This window comes from Reyranella sp., assembly GCF_044224635.1.
Classification (GTDB): domain Bacteria; phylum Pseudomonadota; class Alphaproteobacteria; order Reyranellales; family Reyranellaceae; genus Reyranella.
The window spans coordinates 263,014-286,685 of record NZ_JBGAKA010000003.1; the positions used below are offsets into that span (position 1 = coordinate 263,014).

General features: G+C 68.5%; 24 protein-coding genes. 13 read left to right on the forward strand and 11 right to left on the reverse strand.

The features are described 5' to 3' along the window. Positions 1-13: 13 nt before the first annotated feature. From ACILR9_RS04870 to ACILR9_RS04880, 3 genes are all read right to left on the reverse strand, one after another. Entirely contained in the window at positions 14-652 is a 639-nt protein-coding gene (locus ACILR9_RS04870) for a phosphoribosylanthranilate isomerase (protein ID WP_395708768.1), read from the reverse strand. 19 nt (positions 653-671) lie between these two features. Beyond that, entirely contained in the window at positions 672-1,424 is a 753-nt protein-coding gene (gene pyrF / locus ACILR9_RS04875; RefSeq protein WP_395708769.1) for an orotidine-5'-phosphate decarboxylase, read from the reverse strand. A gap of 139 nt (positions 1,425-1,563) precedes the next feature. Next, positions 1,564-2,787, reverse strand: a complete 1,224-nt coding sequence (locus ACILR9_RS04880; protein WP_395708770.1) for a mandelate racemase/muconate lactonizing enzyme family protein — start codon at positions 2,785-2,787, stop codon at positions 1,564-1,566. A gap of 274 nt (positions 2,788-3,061) precedes the next feature. Here ACILR9_RS04880 and ACILR9_RS04885 point away from each other — a divergent pair, with 274 nt between their 5' ends. The 7 genes from ACILR9_RS04885 (at position 3,062) to ACILR9_RS04915 (ending at position 9,562) form a co-directional block, all read left to right on the forward strand. Beyond that, positions 3,062-4,324: a DUF763 domain-containing protein gene (locus tag ACILR9_RS04885; RefSeq protein ID WP_395708771.1), complete on the forward strand. Its 1,263-nt coding sequence runs from the start codon at positions 3,062-3,064 to the stop codon at positions 4,322-4,324. Continuing rightward, positions 4,321-5,160: an exodeoxyribonuclease III gene (xth, locus tag ACILR9_RS04890; RefSeq protein ID WP_395708772.1), complete on the forward strand. Its 840-nt coding sequence runs from the start codon at positions 4,321-4,323 to the stop codon at positions 5,158-5,160. The genes ACILR9_RS04885 and xth overlap by 4 nt, the downstream gene beginning before the upstream one ends. 346 nt (positions 5,161-5,506) lie before the next feature. Further along, positions 5,507-5,806, forward strand: a complete 300-nt coding sequence (locus tag ACILR9_RS04895) for a hypothetical protein (protein ID WP_395708773.1) — start codon at positions 5,507-5,509, stop codon at positions 5,804-5,806. Between the two features lie 10 nt (positions 5,807-5,816). After that, positions 5,817-6,311 carry a hypothetical protein gene (locus ACILR9_RS04900; protein WP_395708774.1) on the forward strand — a complete coding sequence of 165 codons (495 nt, stop codon included), beginning with the start codon at positions 5,817-5,819 and terminating at the stop codon, positions 6,309-6,311. Positions 6,312-6,418: 107 nt separating this feature from the next. Beyond that, entirely contained in the window at positions 6,419-7,015 is a 597-nt protein-coding gene (locus tag ACILR9_RS04905; RefSeq protein WP_395708775.1) for an HdeD family acid-resistance protein, read from the forward strand. Between the two features lie 163 nt (positions 7,016-7,178). After that, entirely contained in the window at positions 7,179-8,204 is a 1,026-nt protein-coding gene (locus tag ACILR9_RS04910) for a MerR family transcriptional regulator (RefSeq protein WP_395708776.1), read from the forward strand. Then, a complete protein-coding gene (locus tag ACILR9_RS04915; RefSeq protein ID WP_395708777.1) occupies positions 8,201-9,562 on the forward strand; it encodes a phosphatidylserine/phosphatidylglycerophosphate/cardiolipin synthase family protein in 1,362 nt (453 codons plus the stop codon). The genes ACILR9_RS04910 and ACILR9_RS04915 overlap by 4 nt, the downstream gene beginning before the upstream one ends. 162 nt (positions 9,563-9,724) lie before the next feature. Here ACILR9_RS04915 and ACILR9_RS04920 read toward each other — a convergent pair whose 3' ends face one another. Continuing rightward, positions 9,725-10,372: an NrsF family protein gene (locus ACILR9_RS04920; RefSeq protein WP_395708778.1), complete on the reverse strand. Its 648-nt coding sequence runs from the start codon at positions 10,370-10,372 to the stop codon at positions 9,725-9,727. After that, the gene (locus tag ACILR9_RS04925; RefSeq protein WP_395708779.1) at positions 10,369-10,917 is read right to left on the reverse strand and encodes a sigma-70 family RNA polymerase sigma factor; all 549 of its coding nucleotides are present in this window, start codon (positions 10,915-10,917) and stop codon (positions 10,369-10,371) included. The genes ACILR9_RS04920 and ACILR9_RS04925 overlap by 4 nt, the downstream gene beginning before the upstream one ends. Positions 10,918-11,146: 229 nt before the next feature. Between ACILR9_RS04925 and ACILR9_RS04930 the strand changes: the two genes are divergently transcribed. Then, positions 11,147-11,380, forward strand: a complete 234-nt coding sequence (locus tag ACILR9_RS04930; protein ID WP_395708780.1) for a hypothetical protein — start codon at positions 11,147-11,149, stop codon at positions 11,378-11,380. Positions 11,381-11,553: 173 nt separating this feature from the next. After that, complete coding sequence (locus ACILR9_RS04935; protein ID WP_395708781.1) at positions 11,554-12,030, forward strand: DoxX family protein; 477 nt, start codon at positions 11,554-11,556, stop codon at positions 12,028-12,030. Between the two features lie 51 nt (positions 12,031-12,081). Here ACILR9_RS04935 and ACILR9_RS04940 read toward each other — a convergent pair whose 3' ends face one another. Then, complete coding sequence (locus tag ACILR9_RS04940; RefSeq protein WP_395708782.1) at positions 12,082-12,534, reverse strand: response regulator; 453 nt, start codon at positions 12,532-12,534, stop codon at positions 12,082-12,084. Between the two features lie 210 nt (positions 12,535-12,744). On the opposite strand from ACILR9_RS04940, the gene ACILR9_RS04945 reads away from it, so the two are divergent. Continuing rightward, positions 12,745-13,548, forward strand: a complete 804-nt coding sequence (locus ACILR9_RS04945) for a response regulator (RefSeq protein ID WP_395708783.1) — start codon at positions 12,745-12,747, stop codon at positions 13,546-13,548. Positions 13,549-13,641: 93 nt separating this feature from the next. On the opposite strand, the gene ACILR9_RS04950 is transcribed toward ACILR9_RS04945, so the two are convergent. From ACILR9_RS04950 to ACILR9_RS04960, 3 genes are all read right to left on the reverse strand, one after another. Next, positions 13,642-16,248 carry a PAS domain S-box protein gene (locus ACILR9_RS04950; RefSeq protein ID WP_395708784.1) on the reverse strand — a complete coding sequence of 869 codons (2,607 nt, stop codon included), beginning with the start codon at positions 16,246-16,248 and terminating at the stop codon, positions 13,642-13,644. Between the two features lie 286 nt (positions 16,249-16,534). Beyond that, positions 16,535-18,019: a glycerol kinase GlpK gene (gene glpK, locus ACILR9_RS04955; protein WP_395708785.1), complete on the reverse strand. Its 1,485-nt coding sequence runs from the start codon at positions 18,017-18,019 to the stop codon at positions 16,535-16,537. Positions 18,020-18,176: 157 nt separating this feature from the next. Beyond that, positions 18,177-19,196: a polyprenyl synthetase family protein gene (locus ACILR9_RS04960; RefSeq protein ID WP_395708786.1), complete on the reverse strand. Its 1,020-nt coding sequence runs from the start codon at positions 19,194-19,196 to the stop codon at positions 18,177-18,179. 64 nt (positions 19,197-19,260) lie between these two features. On the opposite strand from ACILR9_RS04960, the gene ACILR9_RS04965 reads away from it, so the two are divergent. Genes ACILR9_RS04965 through ACILR9_RS04975 form a run of 3 tightly spaced genes read left to right on the forward strand, consistent with a single transcriptional unit; the run spans position 19,261 to position 21,308 of the window. Further along, entirely contained in the window at positions 19,261-19,992 is a 732-nt protein-coding gene (locus tag ACILR9_RS04965) for a tRNA1(Val) (adenine(37)-N6)-methyltransferase (RefSeq protein WP_395708787.1), read from the forward strand. Positions 19,993-20,017: 25 nt separating this feature from the next. Further along, a complete protein-coding gene (locus ACILR9_RS04970; protein ID WP_395708788.1) occupies positions 20,018-20,845 on the forward strand; it encodes a S49 family peptidase in 828 nt (275 codons plus the stop codon). 10 nt (positions 20,846-20,855) lie between these two features. Then, positions 20,856-21,308, forward strand: coding sequence for a YybH family protein (locus ACILR9_RS04975; protein ID WP_395708789.1), 453 nt, complete (start codon positions 20,856-20,858; stop codon positions 21,306-21,308). Positions 21,309-21,442: 134 nt separating this feature from the next. On the opposite strand, the gene ACILR9_RS04980 is transcribed toward ACILR9_RS04975, so the two are convergent. Together ACILR9_RS04980 and ACILR9_RS04985 are read right to left on the reverse strand one after the other, a co-directional pair. Then, positions 21,443-22,456, reverse strand: a complete 1,014-nt coding sequence (locus ACILR9_RS04980) for a hypothetical protein (RefSeq protein WP_395708790.1) — start codon at positions 22,454-22,456, stop codon at positions 21,443-21,445. Positions 22,457-22,466: 10 nt separating this feature from the next. After that, positions 22,467-23,402, reverse strand: coding sequence for an N-carbamoyl-D-amino-acid hydrolase (locus ACILR9_RS04985; protein ID WP_395708791.1), 936 nt, complete (start codon positions 23,400-23,402; stop codon positions 22,467-22,469). Positions 23,403-23,672 lie beyond the last annotated feature (270 nt).

Sequence of the window (23,672 nt, forward strand, 5' to 3'; positions counted from 1 at the left end):
AAGAGTTCTCCCCTCAAAGCGCCTTCACCCTCTCGAGGAAAGCGTCAATCAAGGCGATGGATTTCACACCGCGGCTCGATTCGACGCCAGAGGAAACGTCGACGGCGCGCGCTCCTGTCACGCGTACGGCTTCGGCGACGTTGTCTGCCGTCAGGCCGCCGGCGAGGAACCACGGCAGAGGCACGGCGCGGCCGGACAGGAGTGTCCAGTCGAAGGCGCGGGCATTGCCGCCGGGCAGCGTGCCGCCAGCGGCCTCGAACATCAGCCGGTCGGCCACACCGCCAAAGGCCGCGATACCGCGCTCGATGTCGGCCGCCTCGGCGATCTTGATCACCTTCATTATCGGCTTGCCGGTGCGCGCCTTGATCTCGGCGAGACGCTGCGGCGACTCGGCACCCTGGAGCTGCAGCAGGTCGATGGCGCCGCTCGCCAGGCGCTCGTCGACAAGCACATCGTCGGGATCGACGAACAGCCCGACCCGACCGACGCCCGCCGGCACGCGCTTGCCCAGCGCCGCCAGCAGCTCGATCGAAGCGACGTGGCGCGGCGAGGACGGATAGGTGACGAAGCCGACCCAGCGCGCGCCGGCGCGCGCGGCGGCATCGATCGCCTCCGGCGTCGTCAAGCCGCAGATCTTCGCCTCGACGCTCATCGTTCGCTGACCCGGGCATTCACAGGTGGTTGACCCCGGCCTCACGGGAGATCGCCTCGGCGGCGGCGCGCGGATCGGCAGCCCGGTAGATCGGCCGCCCGACCACGAGATGAGTGGCGCCGAGGTCGATCGCCTGCCGCGGCGTCATCGCGCGCTTCTGGTCGTTGGCGTCGCTGCCGATCGGCCGGATGCCCGGCACCATCAGGACGAAATCCGGTCCGCAAACCTGTCGCAGCGCAGCGATCTCGAGCGGCGAGCAGATCACGCCGTCGAGCCCGCTTTCCTGCGCCAGGTTGGCGAGCCGCAGCACCTGGTCGGATGGCTCGGCCAGGACGCCGGTCGCCTCGAGATCGGAACGGTCGAGCGAGGTCAGCACGGTGACGCCCAGCAGCATTGGCCGCGTCACGCGCAGCCGGGCCGACTGATCGACCGCTTCGGCGACTGCCGCTCGCAGCATCTCGCGACCGCCCTGGACGTGGATGGTGATGTAGGTCGGCTCGAGCTCGACCACGGCGCGAATGCCGCCGGCCACCGTGTTGGGAATGTCGTGCAGCTTGAGATCGAGGAAGAAGCCGACCCCGGTCGCCCGCACCGGCGTCGGGAAGGCGTAGCGCACCCCCGGCGCGCCGTGCGCCAGGAAGAATTCCAGCCCGAGCTTGATGCCGCCGACCGCCGGACTGGGGGCGCCCGCGATCGACTGGATCAGCCGGGTGGCCTGGGCGAGGTCGGTGGTGTCGATACCGCAATAGACGGGATTGGCTCGGGTACGCATGGCGGGCGCAACCTAGTGATCGGGCGGGCCGGCAGCAATAGCGCCGAACGGCGGTTTCGGGGGCGACGTAGCCCACCGATGTTGGATTCATGAGCGAGCAAGATGCTCGCGATCCGCAAGACGATGAATCCGAACGCGTTCAGCTCTTGCGGCCGTAGCTCGCCAGGCCGCCGGTCGTCGACTTGGGCGGATGGGCGCGGATCGCCTCCTCGTTGGGCTCGGTACCCCAGCCGGGACGCGATGGCATCACCAGGTGGCCGTCGACGAACTCGGGGACATGGGTGAACAGCTCGTGGTCCCAGGCGAGCCGGTCGATGTCGGTCTCCATGATGCGCAGGTTGGGCACGCAGGCCGCGAAGTGGGCGTTCATCATGGTGCAGAGGTGGCCATAGAAATTGTGCGGCGCCACGTTGACCTCGTGCGCCTCGGCCAGGTTGGCGATCTTCATCGACTGCCAGACGCCGTTCCACGGCGTGTCGATGATCGCCACGTCCATCGCCTGCTCGCGGAAATAGGGCAGGAACTCGCGGATGCCCAGCAGGGTCTCGCACGAGGAGATCGGATGCGGGCTCTGGCGACGGATCAAGCCGAGCGCCTCGGGGCTGTAGGTGTCGATCTCGATCCAGAACATGTCGAGGTCGCGGATGGCGCGCAGGATCTTGAGATAGCCCTCGGTGCTGGCGTTGAAGTTGAGGTCGAGCAGCAGGTCGACGTCGGGGCCGGCGCCCTCGCGGATCGCCTCGAGATGCATGCGCAGATTGCGCAGCACGGCACGGTCGACGTTGCGCTCGGGATAGGCCGGGACGCCGAAGCCCGGTCGCCAGCCCCTGGGATTCTTCTTCTCGTTGTCATAGATGAAGATGTTGGTCTTCATCGCGGTAAAGCCCTTCTCGCGCACCTCGCGGCCGATCGCCTTGACGCCGTCGAGATCGGTGATGGCCGGCTTGAAATAGCCTGGATGGTTGATGCGCCAGGTCGCGCAGTGCGACCAGTAGACCCGGATACGGTCGCGCACCTTGCCGCCCAGCAGCACGTAGCAGGGCACGCCGAGCGCCTTGGCCTTGGCGTCGAGCAGCGCATTCTCGATGGCGCCGAGCGCCAGCGCGACGACGCCGCCCGCGGCGGGACGGGTGACGGAATAGAGCTCGCTGTAGAGCCGCTCGTGATCGCCGACCGGCTGGCCGACCAGGCGGGACGACAGCTTCTCGATCGCGGTGCCGACACCCGGCGCGCCGAAGCCTTCGTCGTACTCGCTCCAGCCGACGACGCCGTCCTCGGTCGTCACTTTCACGAAATAGTAGTTGCGCCAGCCGGCATCGGCGGCAAGCGTTTGCACGGAGCGGATTTTCGAATCGACTTTCATGGTCGGGCTTCTCCCCTGGGCATTTCCTCGGCGCCCTTGTTAGCACCCGGCGGCGGCGACGCGGTCACCCCGTGGAGAAATTTTCCGGCGTGCCGTGCCGCCTCTTGAACCGCCGCCCGCCACGCCAAGATGATTTGTCGCGGGGCGCCGTTCCCGGGCCTGCGCAGCGATTGTTTCCCCATGTTGCTCTGCGGAGGACGTGATGAACCAGTCCCGTTCTCACTCTGTTCCAGCTGGTCTACACTGCAGGGATGACCCGTCGGAGCCGCCTCCCGTGACGCGCCGCGCCGGCAGTGCCGACCTGCCGCTGCATGGCGGCCGCGTGCCGCGCTGGCTGGCCGAGCGCATGACCCGGCTCGGCACCGTCATCGCCGAGGCGATCGTGCTCGAGTACGGGCGCGACGAGTTCCTGCGCCGCCTCGCCCATCCCTTCTGGTTCCAGAGCTTCGGCGCCGTGATGGGCATGGACTGGCATTCGTCGGGCATCACCACCAGCGTGCTCGGCGCCTTGAAGCGCGGGCTCGCGCCGCGCGCCGGCGAGCTCGGCCTGCATGTCTGCGGCGGCCGCGGCAGGCACTCCCGCCAGACGCCGCACGAGCTGATCGGCCTCGGCGAGCAGCTCGGCGTCGACGGCGCGGCGCTCGCCCGCACCAGCCGCCTGATCGCCAAGGTCGACAGCGCGGCGGTGCAGGACGGCTTCGATCTCTACCTACATGGATTCATCCTCGCCGACGACGGCCACTGGGTCGTCGTCCAGCAGGGCATGAGCGACGCGCGCGGCCAGGCGCGGCGCTATCACTGGCTGTCGGAAGGCCTGCAGAGCTTCGTCGAGGCGCCGCACGCCGCCATCGACGGCCTCGACCAGGGCATCATCGTCAACCTCACCGACCGGCGCGCCGCCGCCTCGCGCCAGGGCCAACTCGACCTGCTGGGCACCCTGGGACCGGACGCCATCGAGCGCCGGCTGGCGGCGATCGACCCGCTGCCGAGCCAAGCTGCCCCGCAGCCAGTGCAGCCGACCCTGCCGCATCTCGTCATGCCGGAGCATCACGATGTGCGGGCAGAGGACATCGTGGCGCGGCGGCTGCACGGCAATCTCGCCGCGGCAGCCGACGCCGCGCCGGCCGATTTCGCCGACCTGCTGCTGGTGCCGGGCGTCGGCGCCCGCACCATCCGCGCCCTCGCCCTGGTCGCCGAGGTGGTGCACGGCGCGCCCTGCCGCTTCAGCGATCCGGCGCGTTTCTCGATCGCCCATGGCGGCAAGGACCGCCATCCCTTCCCCGTGCCGATCAAGGTCTACGACCGCACGATCGACACGCTTAAGCGGGCGGTCGCGCACGCGAAGCTCGGGCATGCCGAGGAGCTGGCGGCAATCCGACGGCTCGACGACCAGGCCCGACGGCTCGAGCGGCACGCGACGGGCCCGTCGGTCGAGGCGCTGTTCACCGGGGAGCGCGCGTCCTCGCATGCCTATGGCGGGCGCAGCGTGTTCGGCGACGAGCCGCCGCCGGCAGCAATTGCGGACCCGGTCGCGTGAAGATCGCCACCTTCAACGTCAACGGGGTCAACGGCCGCCTGCCGGTGCTGCTGCGCTGGCTGGGCGAGGCCAAGCCCGACGTCGTCTGCCTGCAGGAGCTCAAGGCGCCGCAGGAGAAGTTCCCCGACGCCGCGATCCGCGCCGCCGGCTATCACGCGCTGTGGCATGGCCAGAAGAGCTGGAACGGCGTCGCCATTCTGGCGCGCGATGCGATGCCGGTCGAACGCGGCCGCGCCCTGCCCGGCGATCCCGAGGATCTGCACAGCCGCTACATCGAGGCCGAGGTCGCGGGCCTCGTCATCGGCTGCCTCTACCTGCCCAACGGCAACCCTGCGCCTGGACCGAAATTCGACTACAAGCTCGCCTGGTTCGAGCGCCTGGCCAGGCACGCACGCAAGCTCGTCAAGGCCAGCGCGCCGGTGATCATGGCCGGCGACTACAACGCCATCCCCACCGACCTCGACGTCTACAAGCCGGAGCGCTGGGTCGACGACGCGCTGTTCCGCCCCGAGACCCGTGCCGCCTATGCCCGGCTCGTGAAGCAGGGTTGGGTGGATGCCCTGCGCGCCAAGCATCCCGGCGAGAAGATCTATACGTTCTGGGATTATTTCCGGAACGCCTATGCGCGCGACGCCGGCTTGCGCATCGATCACCTCTTGCTGAACCCGGCGGTGAGCCGCCACCTCGTCGCCGCGGGCGTCGACCGATCTGTCCGCGGCTGGGAGAAGGCGAGCGATCATGCCCCGGTGTGGATCGAGCTTTCTTCCGGACTGCGGGCGTCTCGCCCGCTCGCGAGTCATGAGCGGACAAGACGCCCGCGGTCCGGAAGAGGATGAGCGCTCCGAGGCGCCAGAGCGCAAGCAACGACGCTGAAGCCTGGCGTTCATACGGCTGTTCTCATCCGGGAAGTGAAGTGAAAGGTCCCCCCGCTGCGCTTGGGATGACACCATTATCGTCATCCCGGACAACGTACTTGTGCTGTCATCCCGAGCCAGACGCTTGCTTTGCAAACGTCGCCAGCGAGGGACCTTTCTTTTCCGACTGCCGTCGGCTGTCGAACCATCGGTCGCTTTCGCTTGATCTGCATCAACGTGAACGACGACCATTCTTCCATGATATGATGTGCATCTGCGACGCGCTGACCGCGCTCGATCGGGGCGGTCGTCTGAAGGGATGCGGGCCATGGCCACGGATGTCGTCCTCTCGAACGAGTTGAAGTCCCTGCAGGACGAGCTCGCGGCCACGCGGCGCGAACGCTCGGCGATGACTGCGCCGCCGCCCGCGGTCGCGGCGGCTCCCCCTCTGCCGGTTCCGGAATCGGCGGACGAAAGCGAGCTGCGCGAGCTCCTCAGCCAGTTCATCGACGAAGCCGGCACCTTCATCGGCGACGCCGAAAAGACCATCGCGGCAAACCCGGCCCGCAGCGTCCTCGGCGCGCTGGTTGTCGGCATCGTGATCGGGCGACTGCTCGGAAGACGCTGAGGAGCCCGCCATGATCGAGCATCTTCTTCGCGACCTGCAGGTTCTCCAGAAAGCCGACATCCTCATCGGCAGGATCTGGTTGAAGGTTATGCTGCGTCGCTTCGGCTTGACGGCGTTGGCAAGCCTGATCGCCGTGTTCGGGTTGGGAATGGCCAATCTCGCCGGCTTCCAGGCCCTGCAGGTTTCCGTCGGTCCCGTCTGGGCGGCCGCCATCGTTGCCGGCGTCGACTTCATCATCGCAGCGATCGTCCTGGCGCTGGCTGCCGGATCGCGACCGGGACCGGAACTCGAGATTGCGCTCGAGGTCCGCAAGATGGCGGTCGACGCGCTGCAGGCCGATGCGCGCGAGCTCAAGACCGTGATCGAGACCGTGGGCTCCGAAGTGAAGAACGTGAAGGCGACCATCGCGCACCTCGTGCATGATCCGTTCGAGGTCGCCGCGAAGAAGCTTCTCGTCCCTGCCGTCCTGTCGCTGCTGAGGGGATTGCGGTCGAAAAAGGAATAGGCCTGAGTGCGGGCCGTCGCGAGACCACTCGTCACACCATCCCAGGAGCGTTCTCCGGCTGGCTCGGCGAGAAAAGACGCGGCCCGTATGGAAAGGCGGAAAGGCCCTTGATCGACTCGAGCCCACACGACGGCAGACCCGACGCAGCACGCCCACCCTTCGCCGAATCTCCGCTGCTCGATGCCGCCATCCATCATCGATCGCTGCTGCGCTGGCGCGGACTGGCGGCGGTCGCGTTCGGCCTGCTCGTCTTCTTCTGGCCGCACCTGACCTTGACCGGGTTGACGGTTCTTTGGGGAGGCTATTCCTTCATCGACGGCAGCCTCGCCCTCAGCGCCGCCGTCAGCGGCCGGCTCGGAACGCCGCGCGCCGGCCTGAGCCTGATCGGACTGGCTGGCGTCGCCTGCGCCGCGGCAGTGCTGGTCGCGCCCGCAGACGTCGGCGCCCACCTCGTGGCGATTGTCGCAGCCTGGGCGATAGGCACGGGCGCCATGCAGATCTGGGCCGCCTTGAAGCTGCGCCAGGCCGTCGACGGAGAATGGGTCCTCGCCCTGGACGGCGCCGGTGTGATCGCCTTCGGCCTGATCCTGGCCCTGTGGCCGCGACTGGAGACGGCTCACCTCGTATGGCTGATCGGCGGGTTCGCCCTGCTGCTCGGAAGCCTGTACCTGGCGATCAGCCTGTGGCTCAGGGAGCAGCGTTGACGCGCTGAGTCTTGCTCTTGCGGACCGCGCGGGCGTCCCGCCTTCTCAGGATCTTCCTCGACGGACGTCAGGCGGTCCTCTGTGCAAAATCCGCCTGAAGCCTGTTGACCCGGCCCTTGGGGCCGGTCGCATAAGGGTGCCGTCGGCAAGGGCGGGGCATGTCGTGGGCGTCTCCGGTGAATTCCTGAATCCTTCCGAGGCCGCGCGGCGGCTCGGAATCTCTGCCAAGGCGCTGCGGCTCTACGAGCAGCGTGGGCTGATCATGCCCGTGCGCAGCGCGGCCGGATGGCGGGCCTATGGCTCTGCCGAGATGGAGCGGGCGTCCGAGATCGTCGCCCTGCGCGCGCTCGGGTTCAGCCTGGCCGAGGTGGCGCGGGTGCTGACGGGCGACCTGAGCGCGCTCGACTCCGCCCTCACCAACCATCAGGCGATGCTGGACGAGCGCATCCGCCAACTCGTCGCGGCCTCGGCGAAGGTTCGCGAGCTTCGGGACTCGCTGGCACGCGGCGAGCCGCCGACGCGCCGCGACCTGGGGCAGCTGATCCGCCCATCCTCCCGGATCGGCGTCGCCTTCGATCTGCCCTGGCCGTGGGATGGCGAGCGGTTCGAGCTCGGCGACATCCGGGCCCTGACCTACATCACCGGCCCCCTGGGCAGCGGCAAGACCAGGCTCGCCAGGCGCCTCGCCGAAGGACTGCCAAACGCCGTCTTCGTGGGCGTGGAGCGATCGACGGAACACGGCGAAGCCGCGCGGGCGCGGCTCGCCTCAGACCCGGACCTCGAATCGCGGGTCAAGCGCGCGCTCGCCTGGGTCATCGAAGATGGCGGCGCGGAGTCGGACGCGCTGGTCGTCCTGCTGATCCAACTCGAAGCGCAGGGACCGCAAATGCTGGTCGTCGACATGGTCGAGCAAGGTCTCGACGCGCCCACTCAGGAAGCGCTGATCGCCCTGCTTCGCCGCCGTGGACCGGACGCACGGCCCCTGTTCCTGCTCACGCGCTCCACCGCCATCCTGGATCTCGAGTCCGTCAGCGCCGACGAGGCGATCCTGTTCTGTCCCGCCAATCACGGCGTGCCGATGCGCGTGGCGCCGTATCCGGGTGCCCCCGGCTACGAGGCACTCGCCTCGTGCCTCGCCTCCCCGGCGGTGCGGGCGCGGACCGACGGGATGATCGCGGTGCGTCGATGACGAGTCCAGCGATTCCCTTCGTGGCGTCGTCGTCCTATCCGGTTCGGGCCGGCAACCGGGTGCGGCCGCTGATCGACGGCGAACCGGCCTTCCGGCGCATCTGCCAGGCGATCGAGATGGCCCGCGAGAGCGTCCAGGTGACGGTGACGTTCATGTGGGCGGCCTTCGAGATGCCGGACGGCCGGGGAAGCACCCTCGACGTGCTCGATCGCGCCGCCGCGCGCGGCGTCGACGTGCGCCTCGTCTTCTGGCGCCCGGATGCCGAGACCGAACGGCATAGGCGCAACGCCTTCTGGGGATCGGCGGCGCATGTTGGCCTGCTCGAGGCGCGCCGGTCCGCGGTAAAGATCCGCTGGGATCGGGCGCATCCCGGATTCTGCCAGCACCAGAAGAGCTGGCTGATCGATGCCGGCGCCGACGGCGAGACCGCCTTCGTCGGCGGGATCAATCTCAATCCCCATTCCATGGTCGCGCCCGGTCACCACGGCGAAGGACACAATCACGACGTCTACGTCGAGCTGGCGGGTCCCTCGACGGTCGACGTTCACCACAACTTCGTGCAGCGCTGGAACGAAGCGAGCGAGCGGCTGGCGCCGGATGGACGCTGGGGCGCAGGCAGCGAGACCGACCTGCCGTTCCCGACCCGGATTCCCGCCCCGTGCGGCGGCGCCACGGTGCAGGTTCAGCGCACGATCCACGCCGGACGCTACTGCGACGGCACGGCGGCGCCTGGAGGACATGCCTTCGATGTCGCGCGGGGTGAGCGATCGGTCTTCGACCAGTATCGCGCCGCCATCGACGCTGCGCGGCGCTCGATCTACATCGAGAACCAGTATCTCGACGTGCCCGACATCGTCGATTGCCTGCATCGAGCGCTCGAGCGCGGCGTCGACGTGGTCCTGCTGATGCCCGCGGAGCCGGACGTCACCTTGCCCGTGTCGCCGGAGCGACGCGCCGTCCTCGACTCCCGCGCGCGCCTCGGCGCCTTCGCAAACTTCATGCTGGCCGGCCTTGCCGGCCTGGGCGCCGACCGTCGTCGCAAACCGGTCTATGTCCATGACAAGCTCATGCTGATCGACGACGCATGGGCCACCGTCGGCTCGTGCAATCTCCATCGCTACTCGCTGTTCGGCAACGGCGAGATGAACGTCTCCTTTGCGGAGCCCGACACGGTCCGCGCGTTGCGCTGCGAGCTGCTGCATGAACACCTCGGCCGCGACACCGCCGGCCTGGATGACCGCGCGGCGCTGGAACTCTTCCGAAGGATCGCGAAAGAAAACCGCACGAAGCGCGACGCCGAAGATCCCGCCTGGCAAGGGCTCGCCTTCGAGCTCGATGCGGCCACGCATGTGGGATGAGAGGGCTCGCGATGGGAGTCCTTCGGTCGTCCCGGTAGAGGAAAGGCCCCCGGTCTCAAAGGAAGTGCAATACCTTTGCAACAACCCGCCCGATGTCATCCCGAGCGCAGCGAGGGGACTTTTCCTTTCTCCATCCCGCAGCCTCCGCCGCGCAGACGGCACTCACCAGCGCAACAGCCGGCGTCCGACGATGGCGCCGAGCGCGATGACGGGCACCGCAGCCAAGGCGTACCAAGTGACGACGAACAGCGGCGAATCGTCGAAGCAGTGGAAGGCGTAGAGCGTCGCGCCGGCGGTCGCGGCAAGCAGGCCGGCGGCGGCGCCGGCGAGCGCGGGCGATGCGGGGGCGCCCGCGCGCAGGATCCACAGCACCGCTGCGAGCGGCGCGATCGCCAAGGCGGGAATCGCCGCCAGGCAGACCACGGCATTGCTGCCGACCAGCCGTGCGACCCAGGCCGCGCCGGGAAGCGCGGCGAGCTCGATCGCGACCGCCGCGACGGCCAGGGCGGCCAGCGGCAGCAGGCGCCAGGCCGCGCGGCCGGACGTCACCGGGCGCGACCACGCCACGCAGAGGCTGAACGCCAATCCGAGCGCAAGCAGGACCATGGCCACCTTGAGCTCGAACCGCCAGGTTCCGAGCGCTTCGGCGATGTCGGCGCGCACGCCCAGCGCAACCAGGAACAGCGCAAGCGAGGCCATCGCGCCCGTGACGAGCGCGCTGGCCAATCCCAGGGTCATCCACTTGGCCACCCGCTTGCCGGAGGTCGCGCGATCGGCGACCAGCGCCTCGATCAGGTTCGCGGTCTTCATGACGGCCCCTTGCGATAGACGGCGGCCAATGCCCTGAGAGCACGATGCAGCGTGACGCGAACCGCGCCCTCGCTCATGCCGAAGCGCACCGCCACCTCGGCCGCCCGGTGGCCTTCGATCGAAATCTCCTCGACGATCCGGCGCTGGCGGTCCGGCAGGCTCTCCAGCAGTCGCCGCGAATCGGCCCGCGCGTCGGCATCGGGGTCGGTCGTCGCCGCCAGGCACTCGACTTGCTCATCGATGCTGACATGGTCGCGGTAGCCGCGCCGGCGCAGATGGTCGACCAGCTTGTGGCGGGCAATCGCGCGCAGCCATGGCTCGATCGGCTGCGCCTCGTCCCAGGTGTCGCGCTTCAGATGCATCGCCAGCAAGGTCTCCTGCACGACATCCTCGCAATCCGCCGCACTGCGTCCCGCCGCGACCAGCCCGCGCCGCACGACGGAGCGCAGCCAGACTGAAACCAAGCCGAGAAGCTGCCTGTAGGCGTCCTCGTTCCCCTGCCTGGCCAGTCGCATCAGCCCGGAAAGATCGTTCTGGTCAGCCAATGAAACTGTTCTTTCACATATTCGTGTGCGCCCGCGGGAACGTTACACGCCACTTTATCGATCTTCCCCATGGGCCGCCGACAAAGGCCAGTAAAAACGCGCGCCGGCTGCGGGCAAATGGATGGATGCCGCGGAGCCGAAAAAATATCCGGCATCCGCGTAACGACCGGACGAGATGCCGCGAATGGTTGAATGCGAGCAACCGGCTCGTCATTCCAGGAGGACCTCCATGAACAAGCGTACAGCGATCGCCACGGCCGCCTCGATCTTTGCCGCCAGCACCTTCGCCACCGCCGCCTTCGCCGCCGGCGTCAAGTGCACCGGCAGCAATGCCTGCAAGGGCCAAAGCGCCTGCAAGAGCACCAGCAACGCCTGCAAGGGCCAGAATGCCTGCAAGGGTCAGGGCTTCACCGAAGCAGCCAACGCCGGCGAATGCGCCGCCAAGGGTGGCAAGGTGATGTAGAGCTTCGCCTGGAACGACGACGTGGGCGCCCGGCCCGACACCGGCGCCCATGTCGGCCTCGTCCCCAGTTTCAACGGTGAGAGGGGAGAATTCGTCCGATGGCACAGGTCTCGATGGACGTCGATGCCGCTCGCCCGCACCGCGAGCCCGCCCCGAGCACGCAGGATGTCCGAATGAACGGGTTGATCACGATCCTGTACGATTGGCCGCGCGTGGTGGCTGGTTCCCTGGGCTGGGCGGCGCCGCTCGCCGCCCGCATCGTCGTCGGCTGGGTGTTCCTGTGGACCGGTTGGCAAAAGCTGCACTTCCTGCCACGCATGATCGAGAACTTTCGGGAATGGGGAATCCCGGCGCCCGAGATCCTGACGCCCTTCGCCTCGGGCATGGAGCTCGTCGGCGGCGTGATGCTCCTGCTGGGCCTGCTGACCCGAATCGTCTCGGTGCCGATGATGATCATCATGCTGGTGGCCATCGCCGCGGCGAAGTGGGCCGACGTCGATTCACTGCAGACCCTGCTCGGCTTGGAGGAAGTCTCGTACTTCGTGATGTTCGCTTGGCTGGGCATCGCCGGCCCCGGTCCGGTATCGCTCGACCACTTCATCGTGAAAGCGGTGCGCCGGAATCGGCCGCCGGCGGCGTACGACGCGTAGACCTTGCCCACCTGGGCCTCCTGGTCGCGCGAAGGCGCCGCCGCGGCCGCCTCAGGCTTCGGGGCGGGGACTGCCGAGACCGGAGGCGAGCCAGCCCTGGCCGGTCGAGCGGCCGCCGTTCTGGACCAGGCGCAGCACGGCTTGGCGCCAAGGGCGCAGAGGCAGCGGCTTGTTGAGGAAGGCGGTGATACCGATCTGGCGCAGAATCTCTTCTTCCAGCCCACCGACCTTGGCCGACACCATCATGATCGCAAGATTGGGCAGGATGCTGCGCAACCGGCGCGCCACCTCGACGCCGGTCATGTCGGGCAGATTGTAGTCGATCACCGCCACCTTGGGCGGGCTCGCCGCAGCATGGCGCACCGCCGTCTCGCCATCACGCGCCACGATCACGACGAGACCGGCGCGCGCCAGGAAGCTGCCCATCTCGTCGCGCTGCATCGGGTCGTCCTCGACGATCAACACGTCGGAACCGTTGTTGGCGGGACGCAGATTGTTCGCCATTCGCGGCCGACATAGGGCAGCGCCCGGCGGCGAGTCACGCTCGATCTGTTCCAACTTGAAAAGATTGCAGTGTACCCCATCGAAGTTGCTTCGCGACATCGTCGCAGCAATGCGTTATTGCAGTTCGACATCGCCGGACGTCACGAGCGAATATGAAAGGCCTGCCGAAGGTGTCGGCGCAGCAACGGCAAGCCGCGTAGAGGCTCTAGATTGACGACCGCAATTCCTTCGGGCACCGAACCGCTCGACGTCCTCGTCGTCGAGGACGATACGGCTGTGGCCAATGAGTTCGTCGACTGCCTCAGTCGTGCCGGGCTGCGCTGTGCCCATGCTCCGGACGGCTGGCAGGCGCTCCGCATGGTGGCAGCCCCCCGTGAAATCGCCATCGTCCTGACCGACCTGCGCATGCCCGAGCTCGACGGGCTGCAATTCGCAGAGCACCTGCAGAAGCTCAGCAACGGCACCCGGCCGGAGATCATCTTCGTGAGCGGCAATCCCGCGTTCAACGATGCTGTGCGGGCGATCCAGCTCGAGGCGCGCGACCTGCTGGTCAAGCCGGTCGAGCCGGATGCTCTCGTGCGCTCGGTGAAGTCGGCGCTGCTGGTACGCGCGTTGCGCGCCCAATCGTCAGGCGATCCCGCGACCACCGTGGTATCCGCCACACCCGTCCAACGCAACAAGGCGTCGCTGCAGAGCCTGCGCGCCGTCCGTCGGATCAGGAGCCGATACTTCCCGTCCGAACTGTTCTCGGACCCGTGCTGGGAGATGCTGCTCGACCTCTACGACTGCCTGCTCTCCGGCCAGAACGCCACCGTGACCAGCCTGGCCGCCGCCTCCGGCGCCACCACGACGACCGCGTGGCGCCGCCTGGGCGCCCTGCAGGCCCACGGCCTGATTGAGCGCACCGAGGACCCCGAGGACAAGCGCCGCACCATCGTTCGCCTCACCGAGGCCGGCCGCCAGGCGGTCGAGAATTTCTTCGACACCTACTCGCGCAGCAGCCAGCACCAGTAGTCTTCCGGACCGCGGTCCGGAAGGGGTGCTCTCCGTCGGCGATTACGCCGGCACCTCCCCAGCAGAGCACCAGCAGAGCTGAGGAGGGATTTGTCACGCCGCCGCGGCGGCGACCATGGTCGGGAGAAAGACGTCGAAGCGGGCGCCGCCCTCGGGGCGGTTGGCGCCGCTGATGGTACCGCCCATCTCGTCGACGATGCGCCGGCAGACGCGCAGGCCGAGACCGGTGCCCTTGCCGCGCTCCTTGGTCGTGACGAAGGCCTCGAACAGGCGATTCAGCACCGCCGGGCTGATGCCTGGGCCGTTGTCGAGCACCGAGAGGCGGACAAAGTCGCGGCCGTCGGCCTGCCGCTCGACCACGGCCTGGACCTCGACCTCCGTGCCGCCCGAGTCGCGCGCATTGTTGATCAGGTTGACGAACACCTGCTCGAGCTTGCGGGCCTGGCCCAACACCTTGGGCAGCGGCCCGTCGAGCGCGAGCGACAGCTTGACGTCGGACTCGCGCAGGGCGTGCTCGGTGAGGCCGGCGGCGAAGCGTACCGATTCGGCCGGGTCGAACGGCTCGGCGGCGGCGTCGGTCAGGCCGTGCACGAAGTTGCGCAGGTCGCCGACGATCTTGGTGCCGCGCTCGACCTGCTCGCCGATGCGGTCGAGCCGGGTGCGCACGAAGGCGAGGTCGGGCGCCTTGCCGTCGATCCCCTCGAGCTCATCCAGCGCGGAGTGGCAGGCGAGGTTGATGACCTGCAGCGGTTGGGCGACCTCGTGGGCAATCGCCGCCGACATCTCGCCGATCACGGCCAGCCGCTCGGCAACGAACAGCGCCTGCTCGGCATCGCGGCGCACCGTGTCGTCGACGCCGACGAAGACAAACTGGCTCACCCGGCCGTCCTTGTCGACAGCCGGCTTGACGGTGATGCCGAGGGTACGGCGGACGCCGGCCGGATCCTTGTGGCGGGTGGCGAACTGCGTCGCCGGCAGGTTGCGGCCGACGAACGTGCTGTCGAGCCACTGCTTCATCGCCGGATTGTCGCGCGGCAGGCGCAGGACCTCGGGCAGCTTGCGGCCGACCGCCTGGTCGACCGGCACGCCGATCAGCTCGGCGAAGCCCGAGTTGGCGAGGACGATGCCGAGCTCGCGGTCGGTCACGACGACCAGGGCGCCGCTCGATTCGACGATCGAGCGCAGGCGGGCACGCTCGGCCTCGAGCCGCTCGGCAAGCTGGGTCTGCATCTCAACGTCGCGCAGCGCGCCCACCACCGTCGGCACAGCACCGGGCATCCGCCGGAAACGCGATTCGACGTGCTTGATGCTGCCGTCCGCGGTGCGGATGCGGAAGCGCACCTGGTGCACCGTGTTCTCGCCGGCGCGCAGCATCTCGCGCGTCAGCTCGATCAGCGCCTCGTGGTCCTCCGGCACCACCAGATCGATGGCGCGGCCGACGAGCAGGTGCTCCGGCGGCCAGCCGAAAAGGTCGCGCGCGGACGCGCTGGCAAAGGTGAGCTTGCCCGACAGCAGCTCGAACTTGAACACCATGTCCGACAGCGAGGCGACCAGCGTCTCGAACTCGATGCGCAGGCGCTCCGCCTCGAGCTCGTGGGTCTTGAGCGCGGTCACGTCGGCGCGCAGGCCGACGGTGCGGCCGCCCGCGGTGCGCCGCTCCGACCATTCGAACCAGCGCTCGCCGACGGCGCGGCGCAGCAGCGAGCCCTTGCGGTTGAAACGCGCAATCCAGGCCTCGGGGCCGTTGTCCGCGCTGACGGCCTCGCCCCGCTCCGCCATCATCCGGCCGCTGTCGCGCGCCAGCTCCTCGTAGGTCTTGCCGATGGCATCGGGCTGGTCGAGCACCGGGCTGATCGAGGCCGCCGTCGAGTTGAACAGCATCAGCTTGTCGTCGGCACCGTAGACGACGATGCCGGCGGGCAGCGATTCGATGGTTTCCTGGAGGAGCTGCAACGTATCCTCCGACTTCGCCCGGGCCGCGGTGGCTTCGCGCCACTGGGCGTGGAATTTCAGCGCCATGTGGCCGACCAGCAGGATCAGCACGATGCCGGCACTGACGAAGCCCAGCGTGCTCACCAACAGGGTCAGCAGGCGTGATTCGTAGTCCTGGATCAGCCGTTCGAATTGCGTGTCGACGCTGTGCAGCGCCCGCTCCTGGATTTCGTCGACGATCATGCGCATTCGCACGATCTCGCCGACCGCCGACGGCGGCAGCGGCTGGCCGGCCGCGAGGGCCGCGTCGATGGCGGCGTAGGTTTGACGCAAGCTGGGATGCAGGCTGCACAGGCGGCCGAGCTCGCCGTTGTCGATGCGGCCCGCGGCGAGCGCGGCGCAGCCCTCGCCCAGCACGCTGTCGAAGGCGCGCCAGGCATCGGAGATGCGGGCGGCGCGGCCCGGCGCATCGGGCGCGCTGAAGCTCAGGAGGACAGACCGGGCGAGCTCGCGCGAGGCATCCTCGATCGGGAAGACGCGCACCACGCTGGCCTTCTGGAAGCCGACATCGCTGTGCCGCAGCGACAAGCCTATATCGACAAAGGCGGCTGCACAGCTCAACAGACCGATCACGCCCGCGAGCGCCGCCCAGCGCACGCCGGCGATGCCGAGCGCCAGGCGCATCTGGCCGGGTATGTTGCGCAGGAACGCGACCAACCGTCCCCAGCTGCTGCCTGGCGGCGCAAGTGCAGGCGCTTCGATGGCCACCTCGACCTCCCCTGCAGCGCGCGGGGCGATCTTTCCCGCAGAACTGGCCGCTGTTGATGGCGAAGCTTCGCCGGCAGTCATGATGCGATTTCCCGTGAATGCTGTCTGCTCGAATGGTTTCACATTGAAGACACTTCAGCGCGACGCTGCGTCGTGGCGGTTGCGCAATGGCTCCGGGTTGCCAATTTGCGTTGCCGGACCCGACTGCCGACACGGCCTGCGATACCGCCAGGATCACTTTCAAATTGGAGGGATTGGGAGGGCAGAAAGTCGACGGTCGACACTGTCACGAACTGCGCACACGCTGTACGGCCTGTTGCCAGCCGGCGCAACGGCGATCACGCGAAGCGGCATCCTCGGCCGGCCGGAACGCCCGGTCGAGCGTCCAGCGCTGGGCCAGGGCGTCGAGCGACGGCCACAGGCCGGCCTGCAGCCCGGCCAGGAAGGCAGCACCCAGCGCCGTCGTCTCGGTGACGGTCGGGCGCTCGACCGGCAGGCCGACCGTATCGGCCAGGCGCTGCATCAGCGCATCGTTGACCACCATGCCGCCGTCGACCCGCAATTCGTCGAGCTGGGCGCCGTCGCCGCGCATCGCCTCGACCAGGTCGCGCGTCTGGTAGCACACCGAATCGAGCGTGGCGGCGGCGATCTCGGCCGGCCCGCTGTCGCGGGTCAGCCCGAGCAGCGCGCCGCGCGCGTCGGCATCCCAGTGGGGCGCGCCCAAGCCGACGAAGGCGGGCACGAGATAGACTCCATGGCCAGGCCGGGCACGCGCCGCGAGCGCCTCGACGTCGGCCGACTTCTCGATCAGACCGAGGCCGTCGCGCAGCCATTGCACGGCCGCGCCGGCGACGAAGATGCTGCCCTCGAGCGCGTAGGTGCGCCGGCCGGCGAGCTGGTAGGCGATGGTGGTGAGCAGCCGATTGTGCGAGCGCATGGCGATCGAGCCGGTATTGAGCAGGGCGAAGCAGCCGGTGCCGTAAGTCACCTTGATCATGCCCGGCCTGATGCAGGCCTGGCCGACCGTGGCGGCCTGCTGGTCGCCCGCCATGCCGAGCACCGGGACGGCTGCGCCGAGGAGGTCCGGCGTGGCGACGCCAAGCGCGCCGGAGCAATCGACGACGGTCGGCAGCAGGCTCGCCGGCACGTCGAGCAGGCGCAGCAGGGCATCGTCCCAGGTTCCATCGTGGATGTTGAACAGCAGGGTGCGGCTGGCGTTGGTGGCGTCGCTCGCATGGACCTTGCCGCCGCTCAGTCGCCACAGCAGGAAGCATTCGATGGTGCCCGCGGCGAGCGCGCCTCTGGCCGCTGCGGCGCGTGCCCCGGCGACATGATCGAGGATCCACGCGATCTTGGTACCGGAGAAATACGGATCGAGCAGCAGACCGGTGCGACGACCGACCTCGCCCTCGTGACCGGCCCGCTTCAGCGCCGCGCAGTGCTCGGCGGTGCGGCGGTCCTGCCAGACGATAGCGTTGTGGATCGGCTTGCCGGTGCTGCGATCCCATACCACGGTGGTCTCGCGCTGGTTGGTGATGCCGATGCCGGCCAGCGCCGTCGCCGCGAGCTTGGCACGATCGAGCGCGCCGCGGCAGACCTCGACGGTGGCCCGCCAGATCTCCTCGGCATCATGCTCCACCCAGCCGGGCTGCGGGAAGATCTGCGGCAGCTCCTTCTGCGCCGACGCGACCGGCCGCCCGCTTGCGTCGAAGACGATCGCCCGCGTGCTGGTGGTGCCCTGGTCGATGGCGAGGATGTGCGTGGCGGCCATGCCGCCTTCTTACTCCTCCCCAACTTCGTTGGGGAGGTGTCGCCGTCTTACGGCGACGGAGGGGTCATGGGCCACAGTCACGATGCTCATGACCCCTCCGTCGCGTATGACGCGACACCTCCCCAGCTTCGCTAAGCGAAGCTGGGGAGGAGAAGGACTAATGCGCGCGGTCGATGGCGAAGTCGACGGCCTCGAGCAGAGCGGCCTTGAGGGCCGAGTCGGGGAACAGGCCGAGCGCGTCGCGCGCCATGGCGCCGTAATGGCGGGCGCGCTCGAAGGTGTCGGCCAGTGCGCCGTGGCGGTCGATCAGGGCCTGCGCCCGCTCGAGATCGCCGGCCTGCTGGTCGAGCGTCTCGATGGTGCGCTTCCAGAACTCGCGCTCCGAGGCGCGGCCGCGCAGGAAGGCCAGGATCACCGGCAGGGTGATCTTGCCTTCGCGAAAATCGTCGCCGACCGTCTTGCCGAGCTGCGCTTCACGACCGGAATAGTCGAGCGCGTCGTCGACCAGCTGGAAGGCGATGCCGAGATTCATGCCGAAGCTCTCGAGCGCCACGCGCTCCGGCCCGTTGCGGCCGGCGACCATGGCGCCGACCTCGGCAGCAGCGGCGAACAGCTTGGCCGTCTTGGCCTTGATGACCTCGAGATAGGTCGCCTCGGGCGTGCTGATGTCGCGCTGGCTGGTGAGCTGCAGCACCTCGCCCTCGGCGATCGTCGAGGAGGCACGCGACAGCACGCCCAGGATGTCGAGCGAGCCGACCTCGACCATCAGCTCGAAAGCGCGCGTGAACAGGAAATCGCCGACCAGCACCGAGGCCTTGTCACCCCATACCGAGTTGGCGGTCGGCTTGCCGCGGCGCAATGCACTGACATCGACCACGTCGTCGTGCAGCAGGGTGGCGGAATGGATGAACTCGACGCAGGTCGCGAGCTTGATGGCGCGCTCGTCGGTCGAGGGGTGGCCGCACAGCCGGGCTGCCGATACCGTCAGCAGCGGCCGGAGCCGCTTGCCGCCGGCGCCGACGAGATGGGTGGCAAGCTCGGGGATCAGCGACACCGGCGAGCGCATGCGCACCCGGATCTCGCGATCGACCTGCACCATGCTGTCGGCGCACAGAGCGAGCAGCGGATCGAGGGTCGGCGCCTTGCGCTTGCCTTCGAGGGAGACGACGGTAGCCATTTCCGCAGGATAGTGCCTCAGACCGTTCGCTTGTTGCGACACGATGTCGTGACATGATCACGGCATGGACCTTGACCTGACCGCAACCGAGGATCGGCTGCTCGGTGGTCGCGTTAGATTGTTGCAGCCACGACGCGGGTACCGGGTGGCTGTCGACGCCGTACTGCTGGCCGCCGCCGTCGAGGCTGCGCCGGCTGCCCGCGTGCTCGATCTCGGAGCCGGCGTCGGGGCGGTCGGCTTGTGCCTCGCTGCCCGTATGGCCGGCTGCAGCGTGCTGGGCATCGAGCTGCAGGCCGCACTGGTCGAGCTGGCGGAGCGCAACGCAGCGCTGAACGGCCTCGGCCAGCGCGTGCGGACGATCGTCCATGACCTGGCATGGGATCTGCCCTCGGGGCTCGGATCCTTCGACGTGGTGGCGACCAACCCGCCTTATCTCCCGCCCGGCGTCGCCGACCCCTCGCCCGATCGCAGCAAGGCGCTGGCAACCGTCGAATCGAGCGCCGGCCTCGCGCGCTGGCTCGCCGTGGCCTGCAACGCAGTGCGCCCTGACGGCAGCCTGGTCATGGTCCACCGCGCCGATCGCGAGGCCGAGATCGTCGGCCACCTGGCCGGACTCGGCTGGGGCGACATCACGGTGAAGCGCCTGCCCCCGGCGGCCCGGGTGCTGGTGCGGGCGCGCCGTCACGTCGAGCTCCTGCACCGCGCCGCGCCACCGCTGGTCCTGCATGGGCCGTCGGGCGGGTACACGGAGGAGGCGGAGGCGATCCTGCGCCATGCCGCCCCGCTTGCCTTCTGACCTTTTGCACAGCATGAGTGCCGGCATGTTCGGTTGGGTGAGGAATCGCTTTCGGCGTGGTCCGGTCGTGCCCGTCGTCCGCCTCTCGGGGGTCATCGCCTCCGGCGGATTGCTGGGAGGGCGTGCGCTGTCGATCGAGACGGTCGCTCCGCTGCTCAAGCGGGCATTCGATACGCGCGGCGCCAAGGCGGTGGCGTTGTCGATCAACTCCCCCGGCGGCTCGCCGGTGCAGTCGGCGCTGATCGGCCAGCGAATTCGCCTGCTGGCCGACGAGAAGGGCCTGAAGGTGATCGCCTTCGTCGAGGACGTCGCCGCGTCCGGCGGCTACTGGCTGGCCTGCGCCGCCGACGAGATCATCGTCGATCCGAGCTCGATCGTCGGCTCCATCGGCGTGATCAGCGCCGGCTTCGGCTTCCAGGACCTGATCGCCCGTATCGGCGTCGAGCGGCGCGTCTACACCTCGGGCGAGAGCAAGTCGATGCTCGATCCGTTCCGGCCCGAGAAGGCCGAGGACGTCGAGCGGCTGAAGAGCCTGCAGTCCGAGATCCATGACGGCTTCAAGGACTGGGTGCGCGAGCGCCGCGCCGGCAAGCTCAAAGGCCCCGAGACGACGCTCTTCACCGGCGAGTTCTGGACCGGCCGGCGCGGCCTCGACTACGGCCTGGTCGACGGGCTCGGCGAGCTGCGCAGCACCCTGCAGGCGCGCTACGGCGCCAAGGTGCATCTGCCGGTGATCGGCCCGCGCCGCCGGCTGCTGTCGCGCTTCGGCCTCGGCGCCGGCATCGAGGCGATCGGCCCGGCGACCCTGGCCGCGCTCGAAGAGCGGCTGCATTGGCAACGCTATGGATTATAGGAGTGCCGCGATGAACCTGCTGAACCCCGTGCATCCCGAGGACCTCGCCGCCGTGCGCGCCTGGTTCGACAAGCTCGCAAGCCATTGCCGGGCGGTCGATTACACCGGCGCGCGCCCGCTGTTCGCCGAGGACATGATCGCCTTCGGCACCTTCACCGACTTCATGACCGGGCGCGAGCGCGCCGAACAGAACCAGTGGCGCAACGTGTGGGGCACGATCCGCAACTTCCGCTACGACCTCGACAAGATCGAGGCCATCGTCTCGCCCGACCGCATGATGGCGGCGGGCATGGGCGTGTGGCAGTCGGACGGTTTCCATGCCAACGGCGAGCGCTTCGACCGGCCCGGCCGCACCACGGTGACCTTGAGCCGCAAGGCCGTCGGCGATCCGTTCGTCGCCACCCACACCCACATGTCGCTGTTCCGCGGCACGCCCGACCAGAGTTTCGGCAAGTTCAGCTGAGTCACGACGGCATTGGCGGTGTCGTGGAAACCGTTCACGAGCTCGAAGGCGTAGGCCATCACCAGGGCGGAGAACAGGACGACGAGCACCACCGTGCCCAGCGAGTTGTCGGCCAGGAATTCCATCAGAGCGCCTCAGTGTCCTGTCGTCGTGTGCCCGGTGCCGGGATCCCAGCGCCAGGGGTGCGCGCCGGCGCCGACCGGGATGCTGCCGACGCAGCGCACCACCGGCCCCTCGTCCTGCCAGTCGCGACGGCCCTCGAGCAGCGCCCGGCCAAGCGCCGTCAGACGAATCACGCGGCGCGGCCAGGCGAGCCGGCGTGTCGGACCGTCGATCGCGATCGGCGGCCGTGGTGCGGCGAGCAGATCGCGCACGATCGACCAGAAAAAGAGGTCGCCCATGTAGGGCAGCGGATCGCGCGCCTGGGCATCGACGAACAGTGCCGCCGCAGTGCACGGGCCGTTCGCCAGGCTGGCCAGGATCAGGCGCTCGGTGAGGGCCAACCCGTCCGTCGTCCACGGCAGCTCCTGCAGATGCCGCCCGAGTGCCGCGGCGAGAAACGGCAGGGCGTTGAGGCCGGCGGTCCGCAGCGCCTCGATCGGCTGCGGCGAGGCGGCCTGCAGCGCCGTCCAGGCGCGCGCGCCGAGCGCGAGCTGGCGACGGCCGACCGGCTTGCGCTGCGGCCACAGGCTGGCGAGCTGCTTGGGTGAAAGCTGGCCCAGGCCGATGAAGCGCGCGATGCCGGGGAAGCGATCGATGCAAACGAGCTCGACCCTGGGCAGTGTCGGGCGCGCCGCGAGCTTGGCCAGCACACGGACCAGACACGCCTGGTCGTAGAGATCGTGCTCGAACCACAGGACGATGTGGTTGTAGCGGGTCGTCAGGCGGCCGAGCCGCCAATAGGCTTCGCCCATCTCGCGGCGCACCACGTCGAACGGCAGGCCCGAACGATCGGCGACCAGCCGGGCGCGGCCGGACAGCCGGGAACCGAAGGGCGGCGTCGGCCCGAGCCAAATCGGATCGGTGAACGCCAGATAGTCACCTTCGATGCCCGCTTGGCGCAGCTTCTCCTCGATGTCGTTGCCGCAGCGCACATGGACTCGCATCTGGCGGCCACTCAGAGCAACGCCCTCATGCCGGCGCCTCATGACGGCTCTCTCATGGCGGGTCGACGGCACCCTTGCGCTCGACGATCAGGCGATACTGATCGGGCTGGCGATGGACCGCGAAGTTGAAGGTCGTGCGCTTGTAGCTGCGGCCGGCGTCGAGGTCGCAGCGATGCACGATCAGCTCGTCGCCGTCGCCGGCGGCGCGCGCCACCACCTTGCCCGAAGGCGCCACGATCATGCTGTCGGCCAGCGAAGGTACGCCCTCCTCGGCGCCGCCCTTGGCGACGCCGACCACCCAGGTGCCGTTCTGGTAGGCGCCGGCCTGCATGGAAAGCTGATTGTGGAACCATGAGTGCTCGTCGTGGTCGGGCGACGGCGCATTGTGCAAAGGTGTGTTGTAGCCCAGCAGCACCATCTCGACATTCTGCAGGCCCATCACGCGATAGGTCTCGGGCCAGCGCCGGTCGTTGCAGATGCACATGCCCATGTTGCCGCCGAAGGCGCGCCACACCGGGAAGCCGAGGTTGCCGACCTCGAAGTAGCGCTTCTCGAGATGCTGGAACGGCCGCTCGGGCTCGTGCTCGGCGTGGCCCGGCAGATGGACCTTGCGGTACTTGCCGACGATCATGCCGTCGCGCTCGACCAGGATCGAGGTGTTGAAGCGGCGCACCGTGCCGTTCTCGTTGACGAGCTCGGCGTAGCCAAGGCAGAAGCCCATCGCCAGCCGTTTGGCCTCGTTGAACAAAGGTGCCGTCTCGTTCGACGGCATCTCGCGCTCGAAGAACGAATCGATCTCCGCCTGGTCGGTCATCCACCAGCGCGGAAAGAACGTGGTCAGGGTCAGCTCGGGAAACACCACCAGCTCGCAGCCCATGCGCTTGGCCTCGCGCAGATGGGCGATCAGCCGCTCGACCACGTCGCGGCGGCTATGGCTGCGCTGGATGGGGGCCATCTGCGCCGCCCCGACAGTCAGAAAACGCGTCATCGTCACCTTCCACGGCGATTATTGCCGCGGATGAGGGAGGCTCCAAGTGTTAAGGCGTCGAGCCTGCCGGAAGAACACAAAGGTCCCCGGCTGCGCCCGGGATGTCATCGAGGCGTTGCCGCAAAGGTGATGTCATCCCGAGCGCAGCGAGGGTGTGGATTCTCGTTTGAAGTGCAACAGTTTTGAGAAGACCTCAGCGGGAGTGTGGAAGTCCAGGCATTTTCGAGGCGTGTGATTGTAAGCGTGGATGAAGCGAGCGATGTCTTTGGG